This is a genomic window from Agromyces sp. Y182 (assembly GCF_059445385.1).
This window is the reverse complement of record NZ_JCAIUF010000001.1, coordinates 2,154,471-2,174,119: the sequence shown is the minus strand read 5'-3', so window position 1 is coordinate 2,174,119 and position 19,649 is coordinate 2,154,471. Positions and strand designations below refer to the sequence as shown.

The 19,649-nt window shown below is 70.4% G+C and carries 19 protein-coding genes; 7 read left to right on the top strand and 12 right to left on the bottom strand.

Annotation, left to right across the window (positions count from 1 at the left end):
• The first annotated feature begins 47 nt into the window (after positions 1-47).
• Positions 48-1,445 carry an Nramp family divalent metal transporter gene (locus AC1C2R_RS10075; RefSeq protein ID WP_495379828.1) on the top strand — a complete coding sequence of 466 codons (1,398 nt, stop codon included), beginning with the start codon at positions 48-50 and terminating at the stop codon, positions 1,443-1,445.
• Between the two features lie 80 nt (positions 1,446-1,525).
• Here AC1C2R_RS10075 and AC1C2R_RS10070 read toward each other — a convergent pair whose 3' ends face one another.
• Entirely contained in the window at positions 1,526-4,138 is a 2,613-nt protein-coding gene (locus tag AC1C2R_RS10070; RefSeq protein WP_495379827.1) for a rhamnogalacturonan lyase, read from the bottom strand.
• A gap of 180 nt (positions 4,139-4,318) precedes the next feature.
• On the opposite strand from AC1C2R_RS10070, the gene AC1C2R_RS10065 reads away from it, so the two are divergent.
• The 4 genes from AC1C2R_RS10065 to AC1C2R_RS10050 all read left to right on the top strand — a co-directional run bounded on the left by AC1C2R_RS10065 (position 4,319) and on the right by AC1C2R_RS10050 (position 7,901).
• Complete coding sequence (locus tag AC1C2R_RS10065) at positions 4,319-4,981, top strand: metal-dependent transcriptional regulator (protein ID WP_495352338.1); 663 nt, start codon at positions 4,319-4,321, stop codon at positions 4,979-4,981.
• Positions 4,982-5,030: 49 nt separating this feature from the next.
• On the top strand, positions 5,031-6,677 hold the full coding sequence (locus AC1C2R_RS10060) for an FAD-dependent oxidoreductase (RefSeq protein ID WP_495352337.1): 1,647 nt from the start codon (positions 5,031-5,033) through the stop codon (positions 6,675-6,677).
• Complete coding sequence (locus AC1C2R_RS10055; protein WP_495379826.1) at positions 6,674-7,006, top strand: UBP-type zinc finger domain-containing protein; 333 nt, start codon at positions 6,674-6,676, stop codon at positions 7,004-7,006. Before AC1C2R_RS10060 ends, AC1C2R_RS10055 begins: the two co-directional genes overlap by 4 nt.
• A gap of 97 nt (positions 7,007-7,103) precedes the next feature.
• Entirely contained in the window at positions 7,104-7,901 is a 798-nt protein-coding gene (locus tag AC1C2R_RS10050; protein ID WP_495352335.1) for an HAD-IIA family hydrolase, read from the top strand.
• Positions 7,902-7,967: 66 nt separating this feature from the next.
• Here the strand turns inward: AC1C2R_RS10050 and AC1C2R_RS10045 are convergent, their stop codons facing one another.
• The 9 genes from AC1C2R_RS10045 to AC1C2R_RS10005 form a co-directional block, all read right to left on the bottom strand.
• Positions 7,968-8,147, bottom strand: a complete 180-nt coding sequence (locus AC1C2R_RS10045; protein ID WP_495352334.1) for a hypothetical protein — start codon at positions 8,145-8,147, stop codon at positions 7,968-7,970.
• Positions 8,148-8,169: 22 nt separating this feature from the next.
• Positions 8,170-8,304, bottom strand: coding sequence for a hypothetical protein (locus AC1C2R_RS10040; RefSeq protein ID WP_495379825.1), 135 nt, complete (start codon positions 8,302-8,304; stop codon positions 8,170-8,172).
• Positions 8,305-8,317: 13 nt separating this feature from the next.
• Positions 8,318-9,337, bottom strand: coding sequence for a ribokinase (locus tag AC1C2R_RS10035; protein ID WP_495379824.1), 1,020 nt, complete (start codon positions 9,335-9,337; stop codon positions 8,318-8,320).
• Between the two features lie 5 nt (positions 9,338-9,342).
• The gene (locus tag AC1C2R_RS10030; RefSeq protein ID WP_495379823.1) at positions 9,343-12,363 is read right to left on the bottom strand and encodes a hypothetical protein; all 3,021 of its coding nucleotides are present in this window, start codon (positions 12,361-12,363) and stop codon (positions 9,343-9,345) included.
• Entirely contained in the window at positions 12,363-12,911 is a 549-nt protein-coding gene (gene pyrE, locus AC1C2R_RS10025; RefSeq protein WP_495353230.1) for an orotate phosphoribosyltransferase, read from the bottom strand. The genes AC1C2R_RS10030 and pyrE overlap by 1 nt, the downstream gene beginning before the upstream one ends.
• Before the next feature lie 33 nt (positions 12,912-12,944).
• Entirely contained in the window at positions 12,945-14,369 is a 1,425-nt protein-coding gene (locus AC1C2R_RS10020; protein WP_495352330.1) for a threonine/serine exporter family protein, read from the bottom strand.
• Positions 14,369-15,724, bottom strand: coding sequence for an anaerobic C4-dicarboxylate transporter family protein (locus AC1C2R_RS10015; protein WP_495352329.1), 1,356 nt, complete (start codon positions 15,722-15,724; stop codon positions 14,369-14,371). Before AC1C2R_RS10015 ends, AC1C2R_RS10020 begins: the two co-directional genes overlap by 1 nt.
• Positions 15,721-16,461, bottom strand: coding sequence for a Type 1 glutamine amidotransferase-like domain-containing protein (locus AC1C2R_RS10010; RefSeq protein WP_495379822.1), 741 nt, complete (start codon positions 16,459-16,461; stop codon positions 15,721-15,723). Before AC1C2R_RS10010 ends, AC1C2R_RS10015 begins: the two co-directional genes overlap by 4 nt.
• Before the next feature lie 429 nt (positions 16,462-16,890).
• A complete protein-coding gene (locus tag AC1C2R_RS10005; RefSeq protein WP_495352327.1) occupies positions 16,891-17,013 on the bottom strand; it encodes a hypothetical protein in 123 nt (40 codons plus the stop codon).
• A 139-nt stretch (positions 17,014-17,152) separates the two neighbouring features.
• On the opposite strand from AC1C2R_RS10005, the gene AC1C2R_RS10000 reads away from it, so the two are divergent.
• Together AC1C2R_RS10000 and AC1C2R_RS09995 are read left to right on the top strand one after the other, a co-directional pair.
• A complete protein-coding gene (locus AC1C2R_RS10000) occupies positions 17,153-18,070 on the top strand; it encodes a LysR family transcriptional regulator (RefSeq protein ID WP_495352326.1) in 918 nt (305 codons plus the stop codon).
• A 54-nt stretch (positions 18,071-18,124) separates the two neighbouring features.
• Positions 18,125-18,910 (top strand): enoyl-CoA hydratase/isomerase family protein, encoded by a 786-nt coding sequence (locus tag AC1C2R_RS09995; RefSeq protein ID WP_495379821.1) that lies wholly within the window; start codon positions 18,125-18,127, stop codon positions 18,908-18,910.
• A 30-nt stretch (positions 18,911-18,940) separates the two neighbouring features.
• On the opposite strand, the gene AC1C2R_RS09990 is transcribed toward AC1C2R_RS09995, so the two are convergent.
• On the bottom strand, positions 18,941-19,366 hold the full coding sequence (locus AC1C2R_RS09990; RefSeq protein ID WP_495379820.1) for a TA system VapC family ribonuclease toxin: 426 nt from the start codon (positions 19,364-19,366) through the stop codon (positions 18,941-18,943).
• On the bottom strand, positions 19,363-19,608 hold the full coding sequence (locus AC1C2R_RS09985; RefSeq protein WP_495379819.1) for a hypothetical protein: 246 nt from the start codon (positions 19,606-19,608) through the stop codon (positions 19,363-19,365). The genes AC1C2R_RS09990 and AC1C2R_RS09985 overlap by 4 nt, the downstream gene beginning before the upstream one ends.
• Positions 19,609-19,649 lie beyond the last annotated feature (41 nt).

The window sequence follows — 19,649 nt, the reverse complement described above, 5'->3', positions numbered from 1 at the left end:
GCGCGATGGGGGTTTTCGGTATGCCTAAATTTTGCTACGTTTTCGGTATGCCGAAAACTCTCGACGACGAGCTCGACGATCAGGTGCGGTCGACGGATGCCCCGGGCGAACCCGAGTCCGCCGGCAACGCGAAGCGCGCGACATCCGTGCCCCGCGTCGCCTGGCTGATCGGCCCGGCCCTCGTCGCGGGCGTCGCCTACCTCGATCCGGGCAACGTCGCGAGCAACATGACTGCCGGCGCGCAGTACGGCTACCTGCTCGTCTGGGTGGTCGTGCTCGGCAATGTGATGGCGTGGCTCATCCAGTACCTCTCGGCGAAGCTCGGCATCGTCACCGGGCGCAGCCTTCCCGAGGTGCTCGGCGGCCGCATCCGCAACCGCTGGGGGCGCCGCGCCTACTGGCTGCAGGCCGAGCTCGTCGCGATGGCGACCGACCTTGCCGAAGTGATCGGCGGCGCCGTTGCGCTCAACCTGCTCTTCGGGGTGCCGCTGCTGTGGGGCGGGCTCATCACGGGCACCGTGTCGATCGTGCTGCTCGTGCTCCAGTCGCGGCGCGGCCCGCGCACCTTCGAGTTCGTCATCATGGGCCTGCTCGCGATCATCGCGATCGGCTTCACCGTCGGCGTCTTCGTCGCCCCGCCCGACCCCGCGGGTCTGCTCGCCGGCCTCGTGCCGCGCTTCGCGGACACGAACTCGGTGCTGCTCGCCGCATCCATCCTCGGCGCGACGATCATGCCGCACGCCATCTATGCGCACTCCGCGCTCGCTCGCGACCGCTTCGCAACCCGGCGCGCCCGACCCGTCGCAGCGAACAAGATCGCGTGGCACGGCTTCGGCATCAAGCGCGGCACGGCCGCGCCGGAGCTGGCGCCCGGCACGGCGACCGAGGTGCCGACCGGCGTGCTCGTGCGCGCCACCCGCTGGGACGTGTCGATCGCGATGGCGATCGCCGGCACGGTGAACCTCTGCATCCTGCTGCTCGCCGCGGTGAATCTTTCGGGCGTTGAGGGCACCGACAGCCTCGAGGGTGCGTACGCCGCGCTCGGAGTCGCGCTCGGCCCGGTCATCGCGACCCTCTTCGCCGTCGGCCTGCTCGCCTCGGGGCTCGCCTCGACCTCGGTCGGCGCATACGCGGGCGCCGAGATCATGCACGGGCTGCTGCACGTGCGGGTGCCGCTGATCTTCCGCCGGCTCGTGACCCTGATCCCGGCGCTCGTGATCCTCTGGCTCGGCTTCGACCCGACCCTCTCGCTCGTGCTCAGCCAGGTCGTGCTCTCGTTCGGCATCCCGTTCGCGCTCGTGCCGCTCGTCGTGCTCACTGCGAAGGCCGGCGTGCTCGGCCGGTGGAAGAACCACTGGGCGACGACCGCGTCGGGAGTCGCGGCATCCGTCTTCTTGATCGCACTCAACGGCGTGCTGCTCTGGCTCGTGCTCAGCGGGGCGTGAGCCCGAGACAGATGACCGCCCCGAGCGCCGGCACGGAAGATGCGGCACTCGGGGCGGTCGGTCTCAATGCACCCGGCGGCTCAGCGACGTGAGCTGAAGTCGTGGGTCCAGGTCGATTCGGCCCCCTCGGCGATCGCGCGGTACGGCTTCGGCACCGCGACGATGCTCACGTCGGAGCGCGGCGCCTTGTGCAGGCCGGCGCGCAGCTGCTCGCCGTCGAGGTAATAGTCGACGTCACGATCGAACGGCACGAAGATGAAGTCGAGCAGGTAGCCCCTGACGTCGATGAAGCGCGGCGACTTCGGCTCGACCGGCGTCGTGAGCACGGGCACCTTCGACCAGTCGACGTCGCTCGCGAGGTAGTAGCTCGTGTACGACGGCTGGTTGTAGGTGGTCTGCTGGCGGGCGGACTCGGCTCGGTACTGCACGTCGTGCATGAGGGTCGTGAGCTTGTGCGTCGTCACCTCGGTGCTCGTGAAGATGCGCAGCGCGCTCGAGTCGGTCGTGCGCACGAGCAGCTCTTCGCGCCAGTCGCCGAACACGTCGGCGACGAGCGAGGGGTTGCCCTTCGTGCCGTTGTTCGTGAGCGTGCCGGTGGCCGTCAGCAGGGTGCCGCGGGTCCAGTCGTCGATCGTCGGGGTCGCGGTGCCGCTGCCGTTCACGAGCTGCGTCGTGAGGTCGGCCGCCCAGCGGATCGACATGTTCGTGCCGGGCGTCGCTGCCGAGAGCACCTCGCCGGTCGATGACAGGAGCCCGCTCGCCTCGGTGCCGCCGGGCATGCTCGACCACACCTCGATGCCGGGAACGTCGGCGCGCACGTCGCCGATCATGCCGCGGCCCGTGTCGCGGCCGGAGTAGGCGCCGAAGAGCACCTCGCCCGTCGCGGCATCCCGCATCGACGTGCCGTACGGAGCGCCGGTCGCGCCCTCGTGCACCGCGAAGATCTCGAGGCCGGGGCGCGCGGGGTCGATGTCGGTGACGTGCATCGCGTCGCCGTGACCCAGTCGAGCCTCGGTGCCGGGAGCCGAGCTGCCCTCGGGCAGCACATCGTACGAGCTGTAGAGCAGCCCGCCGTCGTCATCGATCGTGGCCGAGCCGTACACGATCTCCTGCTTGCCGTCGCCGTCGACGTCGGCCGCACTCAGCGAGTGGAAGCCCTGCGTCGTGATCGAGCCGTACACCGGGTCGGTGCCGTCGCGCCCGTGCGGGCCGTCGTTGAACGGGTTCGTCATCGGCACGTGGCCGCTGTCGACGAACCAGCGCTGCGTGAGCGATTCGCCGTCCCAGTCGTACGTCGCGATCGTCGAGCGCGTGTAGTAGCCCCGGGCGAAGACCGCCGAGGGGTGCTCGCCGTCGAGGTACGCCACGCCCGCGAGGAAGCGGTCGACGCGGTTGCCCGGCTCGATGCGCGACATCGCGTAGTCGCCCCACAGCAGGCCGTCGTCGCCGCGACCGGGCTCGTACGGGATGGTCTCGAGCTCGGCACCGGTCGCGCCGTCGAAGACCGTGAGGTATTCGGGGCCGTCGAGGATGAAGCCCTCGAAGTTGCGCAGCACGTTGCGGGCGCTGCGCGACGGTGCGTAGACGTCGATGAAGTAGTCGACGAGCTCGACGGCGCTCTCGTGCGAGAGCGGATACTCGTGCGTCACGGGCGCGCCGAACGCCTCCTCGAGCGTCGCCGGCCAATTGCCTGCGACGACCTCCGGATGCTCCGTCCAGCCCTCGAACATCGCCACGAGGTGCTCGTGGTAGTCGGCGGCGCTCATGCGGTAGTCGTCGGCGTGCGTGTATCCCGCCGCGACATCCGCCTCTGGCATGGTGACGAAGCCCTCGTTCGTGATGCTGCCATCGGCGGCGTAACCCGTGGACTTCGTGCCGGGCGCCGTCTTCATCATCGTCTCGGCGCGGCCGTCGCCGTCGAAGTCGTACACGGTGAACTCGGTGTAGTGCGCGCCGGCGCGGATGTTCACGCCGAGGTCGATGCGGTTCAGCAGCGTGCCGTCGAGCTCGTAGGTGTCGAGGTAGACGGTGCCGGTGTAGCCGACCTGCGAGACGTCCTTCGAGTTCGACGGGTCCCACTTGACCACGAACTCGTAGGCGCCGTCGCCGTCGACGTCGCCGACCGCGACATCGTTGGCCGAGTAGGTGAACGCCTCACCGGCCGGCGTCACACCGTCGGCCGGCTTCTGCAGCGGCAGGTCGTGAAAACCCTGCGACCAAGCGGATGCCGCGGCGCTCGCCTCGAGCTCGACGCCGTTCACGACCGGGGCGACGGTGTACTGCGCGCTCGCGCTGCCGTCTGGATCGGCGAAGTTCGTGCTGTCGGTGACGACGGCGATCTCGGTGCCGTCGCGGGAGACCGCGAAGTCGGGGCCGGCGAGGCCGGTCTCGGTCGCGCCCGTCGCCTCGGAGGCGAGCAGCCGCCAGCTGAGGAAGACGCCCTCGCTCGTCGAGACGGCGACGAGGCCGCGGTCGAGCTCCTCGAGTTGGGGAGCGCCGGTCGGGGCGCCGGTGCCGCCGGTGCGCGCGGCGACGGCCGACGCGGCGGTTGACGCGGCGGTTGACGCGGCAGTCGATGCCGACGCGGAGGGCGATGCCGGCGCGGCATTCGCGGGTTGCGCGACACCGGCGATCAGGCAGCCGGCTGCGGCGACCGCCAGCGCGCTGCGGAACGGATGGGTACCGAGATTCATCGTCGAATCCTTGTCTGGGCGTGCAGCCCGTCAGTGGGATAGCGCTTTCCGTACGGACTCGAACGTAGCCTCCGAACGGGGACGGGTCAAGACGGCGGCGGACGAATTGACACGATTCATCCATCGCGGCCTTGACGGCGCAGAAATCTCGACCCCCCATCGCCGGATATCCTGAGGCCGATGCCTGCAACGAGCCCCGCGATCGAGGACTACCTGAAGACGGTGTACGCGCACACCGAGTGGCAGCCCGACCCCATCACCCCGTCGGTGCTCGCGGGGCGCCTCGGCGTCGCCCCGTCGTCGGTCACCGAGATGGTGAAGAAGATGGCCGCGGCCGGCCTCGTCGCCCACGTGCCGTACGGCGCCGTGCGCCTGACCGATCTCGGCCTCACCCGCGCCCTCGCCGTCGTGCGACGGCACCGCCTCATCGAGACCTGGCTCGTACAGCAGATGGGCTACGGCTGGGACGAGGTGCACGACGAGGCCGAGATCCTCGAGCACGTCATCTCCGACCGGCTGCTCGAGGCGATCGACGCGCGCCTCGGCCGGCCACGCCACGACCCGCACGGCGACCCGATCCCCGCGGGCGACGGCACGCTCGAGCGCGAGCCGGCCGTGCTCCTCGCCGAAGCTCCGAGCGGCCACCGCGGCACGGTGCTGCGCATCAGCGACCGCGACCCCGCCGTGCTGCGAGCACTCGAGCGCGGTGGCATCCGCCCGGGTGTCGAGATCAGGGTCGCGGATGTCGCAGCCGGCCAGGTTCGCCTGCGGGTGCTCGGCGCCGCCGACGTAGACGTCGACCTGCCCGCCGAAGTCGCCGCCGCGATCTGGGTGACGGCCTGATCTGGGACCGACCCTCCCGCGAATCGCATTCGTCATGCACGATGGAGTCATGGGAACCACACGAACCCGAACCATCCCCGAACCGACCGATGCGCAGTGGCAACGGATGCTGCGCTACGGCGCGCCGACGCCGACGCAGACCGGCGACGTGCTCTTCGCGGCGGGCGACCGCTGGTACGACCTCGTCCTCGTCGAGTCGGGCACCGTCGACATCGTTCGCGAACCGCTCAAGTGGATCGAGGAGACACGCATCGCAACGCTCGGCCCGCGGTCGTTCGCGGGCGAGCTCGGGCTGCTCAACGGGCAGCGCGCGTTCCTCACGGCGCGCGTCGTCGAAGCCGGCCGTGTGCACCGCATCGACCATGAGTCGCTGCAACGCCTGATGGCCGAAGACGATGAGCTCTGCGACCTCATGCTGCGCACGCTCTGGGCGAGGCGCGAACAACTGCGGCGCGGACCCGCCGCGTGGACGCTCAAGATCATCGGCTCCGGCCGCTCGCGCGAGGCCGTGACGCTGCGACGGTACGCCGAGCGGCTCGACCTCGTGCACACGTGGGCCGACATCGACGACCCCGAGACGGCGGCCGTGTTCGCGCACCACGGAGTCTCGACGGACGACCTGCCCGTCGCGGTCGTGCAGGGCGAGAACTTGCCGAACGCCACTCCCGGACAGCTCGCGGAGGTGCTCGGCCTGGCGTACGCCGCCGAAGACGACGCCACCGTCGACCTGGCCGTGGTCGGTGCCGGGCCGGCCGGGCTCGCCGCCGCGATCTACGGCGCCTCGGAGGGGCTGCGCACCGTGCTGCTCGATGCTGTGGCGCCGGGTGGCCAGTCCTCGGCGACCTCCCGCATCGAGAACTACCTGGGATTCCCCTTCGGCGTCAGCGGCGACGACCTCACCGCACAGGCGTCGTTGCAGGCGATCAAGTTCGGCGTGCACGTGATCGCGCCGTGCGAGGCGGTCCGGCTCGAGGCCGACGCCGACGCCCTGCACCTGACGCTGGGCGACGGGGCGGTCGTGCGTGCCCGTGCCCTCATCGTCACGACGGGCGTGTCCTACCGGTCGCTGGACCTCGATCGGTGGAAGGAGTTCGAGGGCTTCGGCATCCATTACGCGGCCTCGACCCTCGAGCTTCGCCAGGTCGCGGGCGCCGAGGTCGTGGTGGTCGGCGGTGCGAACTCCGCAGGTCAGGCCGCACTCGCCCTCGCTGCGAACGGATGCCGCGTGCGTCTCGTCGTGCGCGCCGACGACCTCGGGCGACAGATGTCGAGCTACCTCGTGGATCGCATCACCGACGATGTGCGCATCGACGTGCATACGGGCACGCAGGTGGTCGGGCTCGAGGGTGAAGGCAGTCTCCAGCGCATCACGCTCAGCGGCGGCGTCGAGCAGACCGTCGAGTGCCGCGGCCTGTTCTGCTTCATCGGCGCCGTGCCCGCGACCGACTGGCTGGGCGGCCTCGAGCGCGACGCCGACGGCTACCTGCACACCGGCGCCGACGTCGTCGGCCTCGGCGACCCGTGGCGCGACCTCGATCGCATGCCGCTGCCGTTCGAGACCTCGGTGCCGAGGGTGTTCGCCGCCGGCGACGTGCGGCGGGGCTCGATGAAGCGCGTGGCCGCCGCGGTCGGCGAGGGATCGAGCGCGGTCGCCTCGGTGCATCAGGCACTCGCGGCCGCGGAGGTGTTCGCGTGAGCGAGTTCGCGCCGCCGCCCACCGGTACCGGATGCGGCGACTGCATCGAGGGAGGCGGCTGGTGGTTCCACCTGCGCCGCTGCGTAGACTGCGGCCAGGTCGGATGCTGCGACTCCTCGCCTGCGCAGCACGCCCGCCGGCATGCGCAGGAGTCCGGTCACCGCGTGGCGACGTCGTTCGAGCCAGGCGAGCACTGGTTCTGGGACTACGTCACCGAGGCATCGGCCAAGTCGACTCCGCTGAGTCCCCCGTTCGCCCGCCCCGACGACCAGCCGGCGCCCGGGCCCGAAGGCCGCGTGCCCGCGGACTGGCGCGCGCTCCTGCACTGATCACGCGGGGCCATGGCCCCGCGAACGCCGCGCCGCGGCATCCACTCGCCTCTCGAACGTCATCTGTCCGTGACCTCCGCGGCATAGTCTGGAGCACATGTCACGACGTGAAGAAGTCGAGTGCTGGCTGACCGACATGGATGGCGTGCTCGTGCACGAGAACCACGCACTGCCGGGTGCGGGCGCGTTGCTGCAGCAATGGGAGGACGCCGGTACGCCCTACCTCGTGCTCACGAACAATTCCATCTTCACCGCGCGCGACCTGTCGGCGCGGCTGCGCGCGTCGGGCCTCAACGTGCCCGAAGACCGCCTCTGGACCTCGGCGCTCGCCACGGCGGACTTCCTGAAGCAGCAGGTGCCGGGCGGCACGGCCTTCGTCATCGGCGAGGCCGGCATCCTCACCGCCCTGCACGACGCCGGGTTCGTGATGACCGAGACCGCGCCCGACTTCGTCGTCGTCGGCGAGACCCGCAACTACTCGTTCGAGGCGATCACGAAGGCGATCCGCCTGATCGGCAAGGGTGCGCGGTTCATCGTCACGAACCCCGACGCGACCGGCCCGAGTGCCGACGGCCCGCTGCCCGCGACCGGAGCGATCGCCGCGCTCATCACGAAGGCCACGGGCAAGGAGCCCTACGTGGTCGGCAAGCCGAACCCGATGATGTTCCGCTCGGCGCTCAACAAGATCGGCGCGCACTCCGAGAACACGGCGATGATCGGCGACCGCATGGACACCGACATCGTCGCGGGCATCGAGGCCGGCCTGCACACGATCCTCGTGATGACCGGCATCAGCGACCTGGCCGAGATCGAGAAGTACCCGTTCCGGCCCGACGAGATCCTCTCGGGCGTCGCCGAACTCGTGCGCGAGGCACCGGCCGAGACCGAGCTCTAGCGACGCGGTCGAGCGAATGCGCTGCACGACCCGACGCTCGCGGTGATCGTCGCCATCGGCCGGAGTTCAGAAGCCCGACCAGTAGCGGCCCTGCTCCTTGCCGCGCTCGGCCTCGAGCATCGCGTCTGCGGCCTCGCGATCGGCGCCGCGAGTCTTCTCGGAGTGCCGCCGCAGCGAGAACGCCCATTGCGTGACTCCCCACAGGACAGCGACCGCGACGAGTCCCAGCCAGAATGTCCAGTCCATGGTCGCTCCTTCTTCGATACCGTCACCCTACGCCGGACGGTCGGACTCGGCCAGAGAGCACGGCGAGCCAGTCGAGCGACGGCTGCCCCGCGGCCAGCCACAGCGCGAAGACGTCGTGGCGACCGGGATCGCAGTCGAGGATCACGGGGATACTCATCCGCGGGCGCTCCTCACGAGTCGGTGACCGCGGGAGCAGCGGCAGCGGCAGCGGCAGCGGCAGCGGCAGCGAGGATCGCCGCTCGCGGCGCATAGGAGTCGACGGTGCCGCGCGCCTGCACGGCGAGCGCCCCCGCCGCAACGGCGATGCGCAGCGCCTCGGGCAGCGTGCGCCCCTCGGCGAGGAAGGCCGCGAGGGTGCCGGTGAATCCGTCGCCGGCACCGGTCGTATCGACCGCGGTCACGCGCGGAGCCGCGACGGCCCACGATGCGGCCGCGTCGGCCGCGACCGCACCCGCTGCACCGAGCGTCACGACGACCGAGCGGGCGATGCCGCCGGCTGCGGATGCCGCGAGGCCACGCCAATCATCGAGGGTCGCGCCCGCCGGGGCATCCGTGCCGATGCCGACCGCTCGCGCCTCATGCTCGTTCAGCACGAGCGGATCGGCCGCGCGCAGGGTCTCGGCCGAGACGGGCGCCGGCGGTGCGAGGTTCAGCACGAACCGCACTCCGAGGGCCGCCGCCACTGCGCCGATGCGTTCGATCGTCGGCACCGGCAGCTCGCCCTGCGTGAGCACGAGCGCCGCAGCAGCGACGCGTTCGCGCTCCGCGTCGACGACCGCGGGCGTGAGCGCGAGGTTCGCGCCGCCCGTGACGATCACGGTGTTCTCACCCGAGGCGGCGACGGTGATCTGGGCGACGCCGGTCGGAGCATCCGCGACCTGCCGCACCGTCGTCGTCGGCAGCTCCAGGCGCTCGAGGGTCGCGCGGGCGAACGCGCCGCTCGCATCGTCGCCGATGCACGCCACGAACTCGACCTCGAGACCCGCGACGTGGGCCGCGACGGCCTGGTTCGCGCCCTTGCCGCCGAGCGCCACCCTGAAGTCGCGGGCGAGGATCGTCTCGCCGGGCGCGGGGAACGCCTCGACGTAACTCGTCGAATCGACGTTCAGCGAGCCGAACACGACGACCGGGCCACGCGCGACGTCAGCGGCGTCAGCGATGCCAGCGGCGTCGACCGCGTCCGCGCTCATGCCCGTCAGACCGCCGGACCGGGCCCATTGATCGACCCCGTCAGCGGCTCACCGCCCGCGCGGTTCGCGAAGCAGTAGTAGCTGCGCTGACCCGCCGCCCACTGCTCCTCGGTCACCGGGAAGCTGCCCGTCACCTGCAGATCGGGGATGCCGGCGACCAGACCCTGGTCGATGATGCCGGCGGCGGTGCAGAGACCTGCCATCTGTGCGCCGAGCTCGGCCTCACCCGGGAACGGCGCCGCGGCGTCACCGGGCAGCGTACCGCGATAGACGAGCTGGGCCGCGTGCGGCGCCGCGCAGTCGACGACGGTGAACTCCTCGGCCCAGACGCCGACGAACGGGTCGACGCACTCGCCGCCGAAAAGGGTGTCCCATGGGTGCACTCCGGCGGGCTGTACGGCAGTCGGAGCCGCCGAAGGGGTCTCCGAGGGCGTCTCCGAGGCGCTGCCCGACGGCTGCTCACCGCCGTCATTGCCACTCGCGAGTTGTGTGCCGAGGAAGTACAGCCCGACGATCACGAGCAGCACGACGAGACCGCCGGCGACCCAGATGAGGGTGCGCATCGTGCGATTGCCGCCCTTCGGGGTGCCCGGGGTGCTGCCGCCGTTCGCGCCGCCCCCGGCGCCATTGCCGCCGCCGCTTCCGGTGCGCTGCGGCCCGATGCCGCTTCCGGTGCGCATCGGGCCGATGCCATCTCCGGCGGCACGGGTGCTCGGGGCAGGAGCCCGCCCGCCGGCTGGTGGATACCCACCCGTCGCAGCTGCAGCGAACGGGGCATTCGAGCCCGCTGCGCCCGCGCCCGCGGCCCCGACCCCGCCGAAGAGCGAGGAGAGCGAGTCATCGTCGGATGCCCCGTGCTGCTGGTTCGCCGGCGACGACGTGCCGACGATGGGGAAGGCGACCGTCGCAGCGCCCGGAGCGAAGTGTTCGTCGTCGATGAAGGGCTCGGCATCATGGCCGAACGACCACTCGGGCTCCGCCGCGGGTTCGAACGCCGGTTCTGGCTGGAACTCGGGCTCGGGCTCGAACTCGGTCCTGGGGAGGAACGAGGTCGCTACCGCCTCGGGGCTCGACTTCGGGTCTTCGGCCGTCGGATCGGGCGTCAGGTTCCAGAGGTAGCCGGCTTCGTCAGTGTCGCGAGCGATCGGCGAGTCGTCGTACTCGGGCTCAGGGTCGTCGGCGCGGCCACGACCGAAGAATCGGCCACGGATGCCGGAAGCAGGTTCGTCATCGAACTCGTCGTGCCGCTGCTCGCCGACGTCTGCATCGTCGTCGTCGAAATCGAGTCCGAGAGCGTCGAGGCCCATCGGCCCAGTCGGCGGGTTCGCCGGGTACTGCGGGTTCGCGGCACCGTACGGATCGCGTGCGGGCGGAACCGCCTCGCGACCTCGCGGTGCGCCGCTTCCGAGGGAGGCGAGCAGGTCGTCGACGGGTGCCGGCGGCTCCCGCGTGGGGTCGTCGACGCCTCCACCGGCCGACGCGAACGCGGGGAACGGCGTCGTGTTGAACGCATCCGCCTCGCGCGCACGCGCGCCGACCTGCGCGTTCTCCTGATCGCGGCCCGCACCTTGCAGCTCGATGAAGGGGAAGCCCAGGTGCGACTCGGGCACGGGTGTCTGGGCGGGCGCCGCGGCAGCGGGATACTGCGGCTCGGCGGGCCGCCATTGCGCAACCGGCGGGGCGAACGGAGCTGCCGCTTGCGGAATGACCGGCGGACGCGGTGCTGCGAACGGTGGAAGGGGTGCCGCGGCCGGCGGCAGCGGCGCGGCAGCCGGAGGAAGCGGCGCGGCAGCCGGCGGCAGCGGCGCGGCGGCCGGAACGCGATACTCGGGCGAGGGCTCCGGGGGCGGCGGCGGCGATGCGGGCTGCACCGGCACGGCCGTCGCGGCGGTGAGCGCCGCGAACGGGTCGGTCGTCTCGGCTGCGAACGCACCGAACCGGCCATGGTCCGTTCGAGCCGGGGCGGCCTGCTGCACGGGCGGTACGGCCTGCTGCACGGGCGGTACCGCCTGCTGCGGGGGCTGGGCGACCGGGATCGGTGCCGGGTCGGGCTCGTTCAGCGCGGCCCACAGCTCCTGGTCGTAGCGGGCGGTCGGAGACGGTGTCCGCGGCGACCGCTCATCCTCGTTGTCGTAGCCCGCAGCCGGTGAAGGGGTGCGCGGGGACCGCACGTCCCATCCGGCCGGCGCCGACGCCGGTGCGGTCGGATGGACCGGCGCGGGGGCCGCCGGTGCCGAAGGCTCTGCGACCGGCTGCACCGGGGCGAACGACTGCCGGGCGACGGGCGGCTGCTGCGCGAAGCCGGCGAACGGAGGCTCGACACCACTGGTCGCCGGCGCGACCGGTGCAGTCGGCGGAACGGGTGCAACGGGAGCGACGGGCGCTGCGGACGGTGCGACGTCGGAAGGAGTGGCCGACGTGCCGGAGAGACTGCGGAACGCCGCTCGAATCGCGTCTTCGGACTCGAACTCGTTCGAGCCCCACGTCAGCGCGAAGGGCGCGGTGGGAGTCACCGGACCGGGTGGAGTCGCCGGGGAGGGCGGAGTCGCCGGAGCGACGGGTGCGACCGGCGGCCATGGTGCAGCAGTGGGTGGACCCGGGGGCGGTGCCGAGGCCGAAGGCGCCCCGACCGGGGGCTCGACCTGCGTCAGGTACACCGGGGCTGCCGCAGGAGGCTGTTGCTGACCGACGGCGAACGGCGGCGTCCACGAGGGGAAGTCGGAGGGCTCAGGTGTTGCCGGCGCTGCCGGCGGCTGGGGGGTCGGCGTGCCGACGACGGGCAGCGCGCGGGTCGCGGCATCCGTCGACTGGGCCGGAGCCTCGGAGAACCAGTCGAGTACTTCTTCACGGCGCGGCGCCGGCGTCGGAGGCGACGCCGGCCGAACCTGCTGGACAGGCGGGGCGGGCGGGGCGACGGGAGGTTGCGGAAGCGGGGGAACGTCACGGCGCGGCGCATCGCCGTTCGCCAACTGGGCGAGCAGCCAATCGGCGCCGTCGCCCCCCAGGCCCTGCCCGTCGCCGCTCATCAGGCCAACCCCAGGTCTTCCAGCCCGATGGCGTAGAGGTAGGGCACCCCCGCGGCCTCAATGACCTCACGGGCACCGGTGCCCCGGTCGACGACCACCGCGACGGCGACGACCTCGGCACCGACCTTCTTCAGCGCCTCGATCGCCTGCAACGGCGTGCCGCCCGTCGTGGAGGTGTCTTCGAGCACGATGACCCGCTTGCCGTCGAGGTCGGGACCTTCGACCTGCTTGCCACGACCATGGTCTTTCGGCTCCTTGCGCACGACGAACGCGTCGTACTCGAGGCCTTGCGCGGCACCCTGATGCAGGATCGCGGCGGCGATCGGGTCGGCGCCCATGGTCATGCCGCCGACGGCGAAGACATCGGGCACCTCTTTGATGACGTCGATCATGACCTGCCCGATGAGCGGCGCGACGCGGTGGTCGAGGCTCACCTTGCGGAGGTCGACGTAGTAGGTGGCCTTCTTGCCGCTCGTCAGGGTGAAGTCCCCGTGGAACACGGCGTCGGCCGCGATGAAGTCGATCAACTGGGCGCGCGCGGCGTCGATGGGCTGAGGGTGGAGGAGGGTCACCCGAATACTCTACGACCCGGTTGCCTGAGAGGAAGGGGAAGATGTCCCCGCATCCGGGGGTGTCGACGAGGCATCCGTTCGATCGCGGACCGCAGGTCGCCGGTGCCGACGCCCCCAGAACGAGCGCGGCGTACCAGGCACGAGGCGCGCCCAGAACGGCGGCATCTCCGCTTCGGTGAGCAGGGCCGGCGCATCGATGTGGAAGTCGGCGAGCTCTTCGGCGCCCTGATGCACGACCCGGTAGAGGGCGGTGCCGATGAGCACGCCCAGCGCGATCGACATGATCGAGATGACCGCTTGGGCGAAGTCCGCGTATCCGCGACTCGCGCCGATCGCCTCGGTGAGGCCCACGAGGCCCGCCGCCCCCGGCACGAGCAACCAGAAGGCAGGAAGGAAGGTCAGTTGCGACGGAGCACCATGCCGCAGGGTCGCGATCCACAGCACGACCGGCGTCATCACCAGCGCGCCGATGAACCCGCTCACGACCGACCCGATGAGCGCCGCGCCGATCAATTGGCCGGTGTAGGCGACGAGCAGCACGAGCAGCACCCAGCGGAACGTACGCGGCGGCGCCGAGAAGTGCAGGTAGTTGCCCATCGCGAAGAGCAGCACACCGATGGCCGCCGTCCACCATGGAGTGTCCGCATCGGTCGCGAGCGGTACATAGTCCGAGTTCCCTACGCCGACGAGCGTGCCCGCGGCGAGGATGCCGAAGGCGAGAAGCGCGAGTTGCACGAACCCGAAGACGAGCCTCGAGGCGCCGGCGATCATCTGCCCTGCCGCGAGCTCGACGACGGCCGTGGTCAGCACGCCGCCCGGCAGGAACGTCGCGAGCGGTGCGATGAGCAGGCGGATCGGGTCGCCGATCGCGAAGTGCGGTGCGAGGAGGAACACTGCGAGCGCGCAGAGGAACGCGGCGAAGACCGGAAAGACGATCTGCAGCGTCGGCGAGCGCACGAGCTTGGCGACGCCGATGGCTGCGCCGAGCACGAACGCGACGAGCGCCCCCTGCCACGACGGCGCGAGCAGCAGGGCGAGCCCGGTGGTCAGGAGCGCATGCCCGAACGTGCGCACGAACCATCCGTAGGTCGGCTTCATCGCGCCGATCGCGTTCAACCGGTTGATGCCCTCGCCCGGGTCGATCTCCGCGCGCTTCGCGTGGTCGATCAGGCGGTAGAGCGCGGCGATCTGATCGAAGCGGAACGAGGCGTTCACCGTGGATCGGATCGCGACACGGCCTTGCTCCCCCTCACCCGTCTGGATGATGATCACGGTCGGCAACACGGTGAGCTCGATGTCATCGTGGCCATACGCCTGCGACACCTCCACGAGCGTGTCGCCGATCCGGTCGACGGAGTCGGCGGCCGCGTTCATGCCCTTCGCGAGCCCGAGTAGGAACTCGCGGAGCAGGGTCCGGTCGGCCGGCTCGACCATCACACGATGACGAAGGAGAGCGCGACACCGATGATGATCGCGACGACGATGTAGATGAGGTTCGGCAGCTGGAACGAGTGGTCGACGACGAACTTGCCCATCCTCGTCGTGCCGGTCTGGTCGAACGACACCGTGGCCACCTGACTGCCGTTGGCGGGCAGCGTGTAGATTCCCATCGCGGCCGGCCACAGGCCGACGAGGAGCGACGCGGGCAGCCCGATCGTGATGCCGATCGGCACGATCGCATTCGTCGCGCTCGACTGGCTCGTCGTCAGCATTGCGACGACGAAGAGCGCGAAGGCGAAGAGCAGTGCGCCGAGGAACGCCGAAGATCCGGAGACGAGCGCCCCGAGGCCGTCGACGATGAGGTTGGTGTTCGCGGCCACGAACGTGTTCGCGAGCCACGCAATGCCGAAGAGCGCGATCGCACCCACGATGCCGGCCGGGAACGTCGACTGCTTCGGGACATCCGACGCCTTGACCTTGCAGGTCACGAAGATGAGCGCCGCGATGACGCCCATGACCACCTCGATGATGACGGTGATGCTGACCCGCACCGGGTCGCCGTCGTCATCGGTGCCGACGATCGGGCGAATGCCCTCGAAGAGGCCGAACAGCACGATCACGCCGACGCCCGCGAGGAACAGCGATGCCGAGAGCACCGCCGTGCGCGGCAGCTTCTTGTCGACGTCGACGTGGACGGCCGGTTGCACCAGGTGCGCAGCCAGGCGACGCTGGAACTCGGGGTCGTCCTCGAGGTCCTTTCCTTTGCGCACCATCACGATGGAGGCCACGGCGAGTCCGGCGATCGACGCCGGCCACATGATGAGCAGCAGCTTGCCGAGATCGACGCCCTGGGGCGCGAGCAGCACGACCATCGACGCGGTCGCGGCCGAGACCGGGCTGCAGAGGATGCCGACTTGCGAGGCCACCGCAGAGACCGACAGTGCTCGCTCGGGGCGGATCTTCTGCTGGTACGACACGTCGTAGATCACGGGCAGCAGCGGGTAGAAGATGTTGCCCGTGCCCGCGCCGACCGTGAACAGGAACGACATCGCCGGCGCCAGGAAGACGACCGACCTCGGCCGCTTCTTGATCACCTTCGCGGCGACCGCCACCATCCAGTCGATGCCTCCGGCGGCCTGCATGACGGATGCCGCGGTGATGACGGTGATGACGATGAACACCGCGTCGACCGGCGCGCTGCCGGGCGCCTCCCCGAACACGAAGATGAGCACTGCGACGCCGACGAGACCCCAGACGCCGAGTCCGATCCCGCTCGTGCGGGTGCCCATGAAGATCGCGGCGACGACGACGATCAGCTCGGCGACGAGGATCCACACGTTGTCGTTCACGAGGAGGGGCCCTGCGCGTCGGGGCCGGTACTCTCCAACACCTGCACCGGGAGCCCGGTCTCGACGATCTCGCCGTCGACCGCCTCGACCTTCAGGGCGAGCGGGTTCTCGACGGGGCTGATCGCGGTGACGAACTCGGAGCCCTCGAAGTGCACCGACTGCAGGTTGCCGACGGCGTAGCCCGTTGCGAGTTCGCCGCTGAGCAGCGAGGCATGGAAGAGCGGCTGCCGCTGGTCTTCGGCGTCGTAGTGCGGGCAGAAGCTGCCGTGCAGGAAGCCGAGCCCCTCGGGAAGCACCTGCAGCGTCGGCCCGTAGCTGTCGGTCGTACCGCCCTCGAACCAGCAGATACCGCCGGCGCTGCCGCCGGTGAAGACCGTGTTCGACGACGGGTCGTCCCACATCTCGCGCATGATCTCGTCGAGACCCTGACGCTTCCAGACGTCGAGCATGTTGGCGGTGTTGCCGCCGCCGACGTGGATGACGTCGAAGCCCTTCACGAAGCCCGCGAGGTCGTCGACGGCGCGATGGAAGAGCGGCAGGTGGTGCGGTGCACACCGATCGGAGTCGTAGGTCGTGTAGAAGCTCACGATGTATGCGGCGTCATCGCCAGTCGCCGTGCCGACGAAGAGCACCCGCGGGCGCTCCTTGCCGGTGAGCTTCAGAATGTAGTCGTGCGTCGGGTCAGCACGCCGCTCCATCATGGCCTTGCCTGCGCCGGTCGCGACCACGTGCGCCATCGTTCCCCCAAACGTCGTGCCCTTGGGCACACGCTAGCCCCAGACTGTCAGCCATGTCGAGGATCCCTCGCCGAAGGAGGACGCTCGCTGGTCGAGTAGCGCCCGACGCAGGAGGACGCGTATCGAGACCCCCCACGCATCGGGATCCCCCCAGTACATCCCGATGCGCATCGCGCGCAGCCGACATGACGAAGGGCCGCCCCGCGGGGTGTCCCTCCCCCGCGCAGCGGCCCTGCACTGGGCCGCACTCACAGGTGGAGAAGTCCCTCCCCCGCGCAGCGGCCCTGCAGAGGGCCGCACTCACAGGTGGAGAAGTCCCTCCCCCGCGCAGCGGCCCTGCAGAGGGCCGCACTCACAGGTGGAGAAGTCCCACCCCCGCGCAGCGGCCCTGCACTCCCGGGAACGGACCCCCGGGGTTCGCGACGGCGCCTAGACGGTGCGCGCGAACGTCTCTCGCGGCTGACGACGGTAGCCGTCACGCGCGGTGACGACGATCGAGCCGATGATGGCGACGGCGGAGACGCCGCCGAGAAGCACGAAGATGCTGAGCATGGTGGTTCCTTTCGAAGAACGAGCGAGGAGCGGATCGAGCGATCGTTGCGCCGTTGCACGTGTTCGATATCACTATTGAACCGCGGAAAACCATGCAGAACAAGCTCACGATTCTACAATGACGATGTAGTTTGACTACATGGACGTACGCCGATTGGACTTGCTGCGCGAGCTCGCCGAACGCGGAAGCGTCACCGCAGTTGCCGAGGCCACCGGCCGCACCCCGTCGGCCGTGTCGCAACAGCTCAAAGTGCTCGAACGAGAAGCCGGCATGCCTCTCACCGAGCGCAGCGGGCGCGGCGTCGTGCTCACGAGCGCCGGGCACGCACTCGCCCGTAGCGCCGCGGATGTCGCGATCGCGCTGGAGCACGCCACCGCCCTCTGGGACGAGTTCCGCAACCACCCGAGCGGCGAGGTCTCGCTCCTCACCTTTCCCACGATCGGTGCCACCCTGCTGCCGGCCGTGCTCGCCGACCTGGCGCAAGTCGCCGGCCTCGTCGTGCGCGCCACCGACCTCGACCCCGAGCTCGCCGAGTTCGCCGATCTCACTTCCGACTTCGACATCGTGCTCGCGCACACCATGCCGGGCGTGCTTCCGTGGGGCGGCCGCGGCCTGAGGGCGGTACCGCTGCTCACCGAACCGCTCGACATCGGCCTGCCCGCCGACCACCGGCTCGCAGCCCGCGCGCACGTGACACCCGCCGACCTCGTCGACGAGACCTGGATCGGCGTGCCACCCGGCTTCCCGTTCGAACGCATCCTGCACGCCATCGAGCAGCAGGCCGGCCAGCGTGCCACGGTCAGCCAGAGATTCAGCGACATGCGCATCATCGAGGCCTTCATCGAGGCGGGCCTCGGCATCGCCTTCGTGCCAAGATTCACGTCGGGTGCAATGCCCGATTCGATCGTGTTGAAGCCGCTGCGCGGCGTGGCATCCGCTCGACAGGTCGTGGCCCTGGTGCGGCCGGATGTCTCGGAGCGCCTCGCCGTGCGCACGGTGCTCGACGTGCTCGTGGCCCGCGCGTCGCGGCTCGAGCAGGCGCACGCGGCCGGGTGAACCACCGCGCACCCGTCAGGGCCACTCGTGAGCGGCGAAGTAGACTCCACGTTCATGAGCGATGATGCGATCCTGTTCGATGTGACCGACGGGCTCGCCCGCATCACCCTCAACCGGCCGGCTCGACTGAACGCCGTCGACCCCGAGGCGATCGGGCGGTGGCAGTCGCTCGCGCACGAGATCGCCGAGCGCGACGACATCGGTGCGGTGCTCTTCGACGCGAACGGACGCGCGTTCTGCGCGGGCGGCGACGTCGTCGCAATGTCGCAGCTCGCCACCGGGGAGCCCGACGCCGGAGCCGTCATCACCGCGCTCGCCGACCGCATCCACGATGGTCACCGCGTGCTGCGCGCGAGCGCCAAGCCGATCGTCGCTGCCGTGCAGGGTCCGGTCGCCGGCGGCGGCCTCGGCTTCATGCTCGTCGCCGACCTCGTCGTCGCCTCCGAGCGTGCGACGTTCGCAAGCAGATATGCGGATGTCGCGCTGACCCCCGACTGCGGAGTGAGCACGCTCCTGCCCGAGGCGATCGGCACGCGGCGGGCGCTCGAGCTCACCCTGACCTCGCGCACGCTCTCGGCGGCCGAAGCGCTCGACTGGGGACTCGTCACCGAGGTCGTCGCGCCCGAGGCGCTCGAGGTACGGGCGCGAGAGATCACCGAGTCGTGGCTGCGCGGTGCCGCGGGCGCCTTCGGTCAGGCGAAGCGCCTCGTGCGCTCCGGGCTCGAGCGGTCGTTCGCCGAAGCTCTCGACGACGAGGCGCGCACGATCGGGGCCGCGTTCGAGACGCGCGACGCGCAGGCGGCGATCACGGCATTCTCGGCACGGGCGGCATCGCGCTGAGCACGGCCGGTCAGACGGACCTCTGAGACGTCACGCCGGCACGATGATCTCGAGTCCGTCGAAACGGCGGAAGTCGTTGTCGAATGTCGCGATGGGACATGCGAGAGATCGGCAGAGCGAGGCGAGATACGCGTCGGGCACGAGGTTTGCGGACGCCCCGGCATCGACACTGAACTCGAGGAACGGCGAAATGCCGTCGGGGTGGCCCGGCAGACGGCGCACGCCCGGCGCATCGGCGACCGCCGCCGCGAATGCCGCCGCGGCAGCGGTCGTCGACGGAACCTCGAAGATGCGCCGGTTGGTCGCGATCCGCAGGAACCCGACCCACACGAGATCGGGGATCACGACTTCGCCGGGGTGTGCGAGCGCGTTCGTCAACCATCCGAGCGCGCGATCGTGATGGACGTGTTCACTGAGATGCGCCGCCAGAAGCACATTGACGTCGACGACGATCACCTGATGACACCCTCTTCATCGAGCGCGTCGTAGAGGTCGCGATTCGATGACGGGTCGATACCGGGACGCACCCGGCCCCCGGCGAACACCGGCAGTTCGACTGGCTGCCGGGGCGTGTCATCGGCCAGCAGATCTCGACGAACCGCCTCTTCGACGAACTGGCCGAGCGTGAGATTTCGGCTTGCTGCCCGGCGTTTGGCTCGGGCCAGCAGCTCATCGTCGATCGACACGGTGGTGCGCATGATGCAAGTTTACTGCATCAGGCGCATCACCCTCGCCTCCG

What these genes read in the sequence shown, in the direction of transcription:
- AC1C2R_RS10070 (WP_495379827.1), bottom strand. Translation starts at nt 4,138, where the DNA reads ATGAATCTCGGTACCCATCCGTTCCGCAGCGCGCTGGCGGTCGCCGCA.
- AC1C2R_RS10000 (WP_495352326.1), top strand. Translation starts at nt 17,153, where the DNA reads ATGGACGTACGCCGATTGGACTTGCTGCGCGAGCTCGCCGAACGCGGA.
- AC1C2R_RS10060 (WP_495352337.1), top strand. Translation starts at nt 5,031, where the DNA reads ATGGGAACCACACGAACCCGAACCATCCCCGAACCGACCGATGCGCAG.
- AC1C2R_RS09985 (WP_495379819.1), bottom strand. Translation starts at nt 19,608, where the DNA reads ATGCGCACCACCGTGTCGATCGACGATGAGCTGCTGGCCCGAGCCAAA.
- AC1C2R_RS10005 (WP_495352327.1), bottom strand. Translation starts at nt 17,013, where the DNA reads ATGCTCAGCATCTTCGTGCTTCTCGGCGGCGTCTCCGCCGTCGCCATC.
- AC1C2R_RS09995 (WP_495379821.1), top strand. Translation starts at nt 18,125, where the DNA reads ATGAGCGATGATGCGATCCTGTTCGATGTGACCGACGGGCTCGCCCGC.
- AC1C2R_RS10035 (WP_495379824.1), bottom strand. Translation starts at nt 9,337, where the DNA reads ATGAGCGCGGACGCGGTCGACGCCGCTGGCATCGCTGACGCCGCTGAC.
- AC1C2R_RS10040 (WP_495379825.1), bottom strand. Translation starts at nt 8,304, where the DNA reads ATGAGTATCCCCGTGATCCTCGACTGCGATCCCGGTCGCCACGACGTC.
- AC1C2R_RS10010 (WP_495379822.1), bottom strand. Translation starts at nt 16,461, where the DNA reads ATGGCGCACGTGGTCGCGACCGGCGCAGGCAAGGCCATGATGGAGCGG.
- AC1C2R_RS10050 (WP_495352335.1), top strand. Translation starts at nt 7,104, where the DNA reads ATGTCACGACGTGAAGAAGTCGAGTGCTGGCTGACCGACATGGATGGC.
- AC1C2R_RS10075 (WP_495379828.1), top strand. Translation starts at nt 48, where the DNA reads ATGCCGAAAACTCTCGACGACGAGCTCGACGATCAGGTGCGGTCGACG.
- AC1C2R_RS10020 (WP_495352330.1), bottom strand. Translation starts at nt 14,369, where the DNA reads ATGGTCGAGCCGGCCGACCGGACCCTGCTCCGCGAGTTCCTACTCGGG.
- AC1C2R_RS10045 (WP_495352334.1), bottom strand. Translation starts at nt 8,147, where the DNA reads ATGGACTGGACATTCTGGCTGGGACTCGTCGCGGTCGCTGTCCTGTGG.
- AC1C2R_RS10030 (WP_495379823.1), bottom strand. Translation starts at nt 12,363, where the DNA reads ATGAGCGGCGACGGGCAGGGCCTGGGGGGCGACGGCGCCGATTGGCTG.
- AC1C2R_RS10065 (WP_495352338.1), top strand. Translation starts at nt 4,319, where the DNA reads ATGCCTGCAACGAGCCCCGCGATCGAGGACTACCTGAAGACGGTGTAC.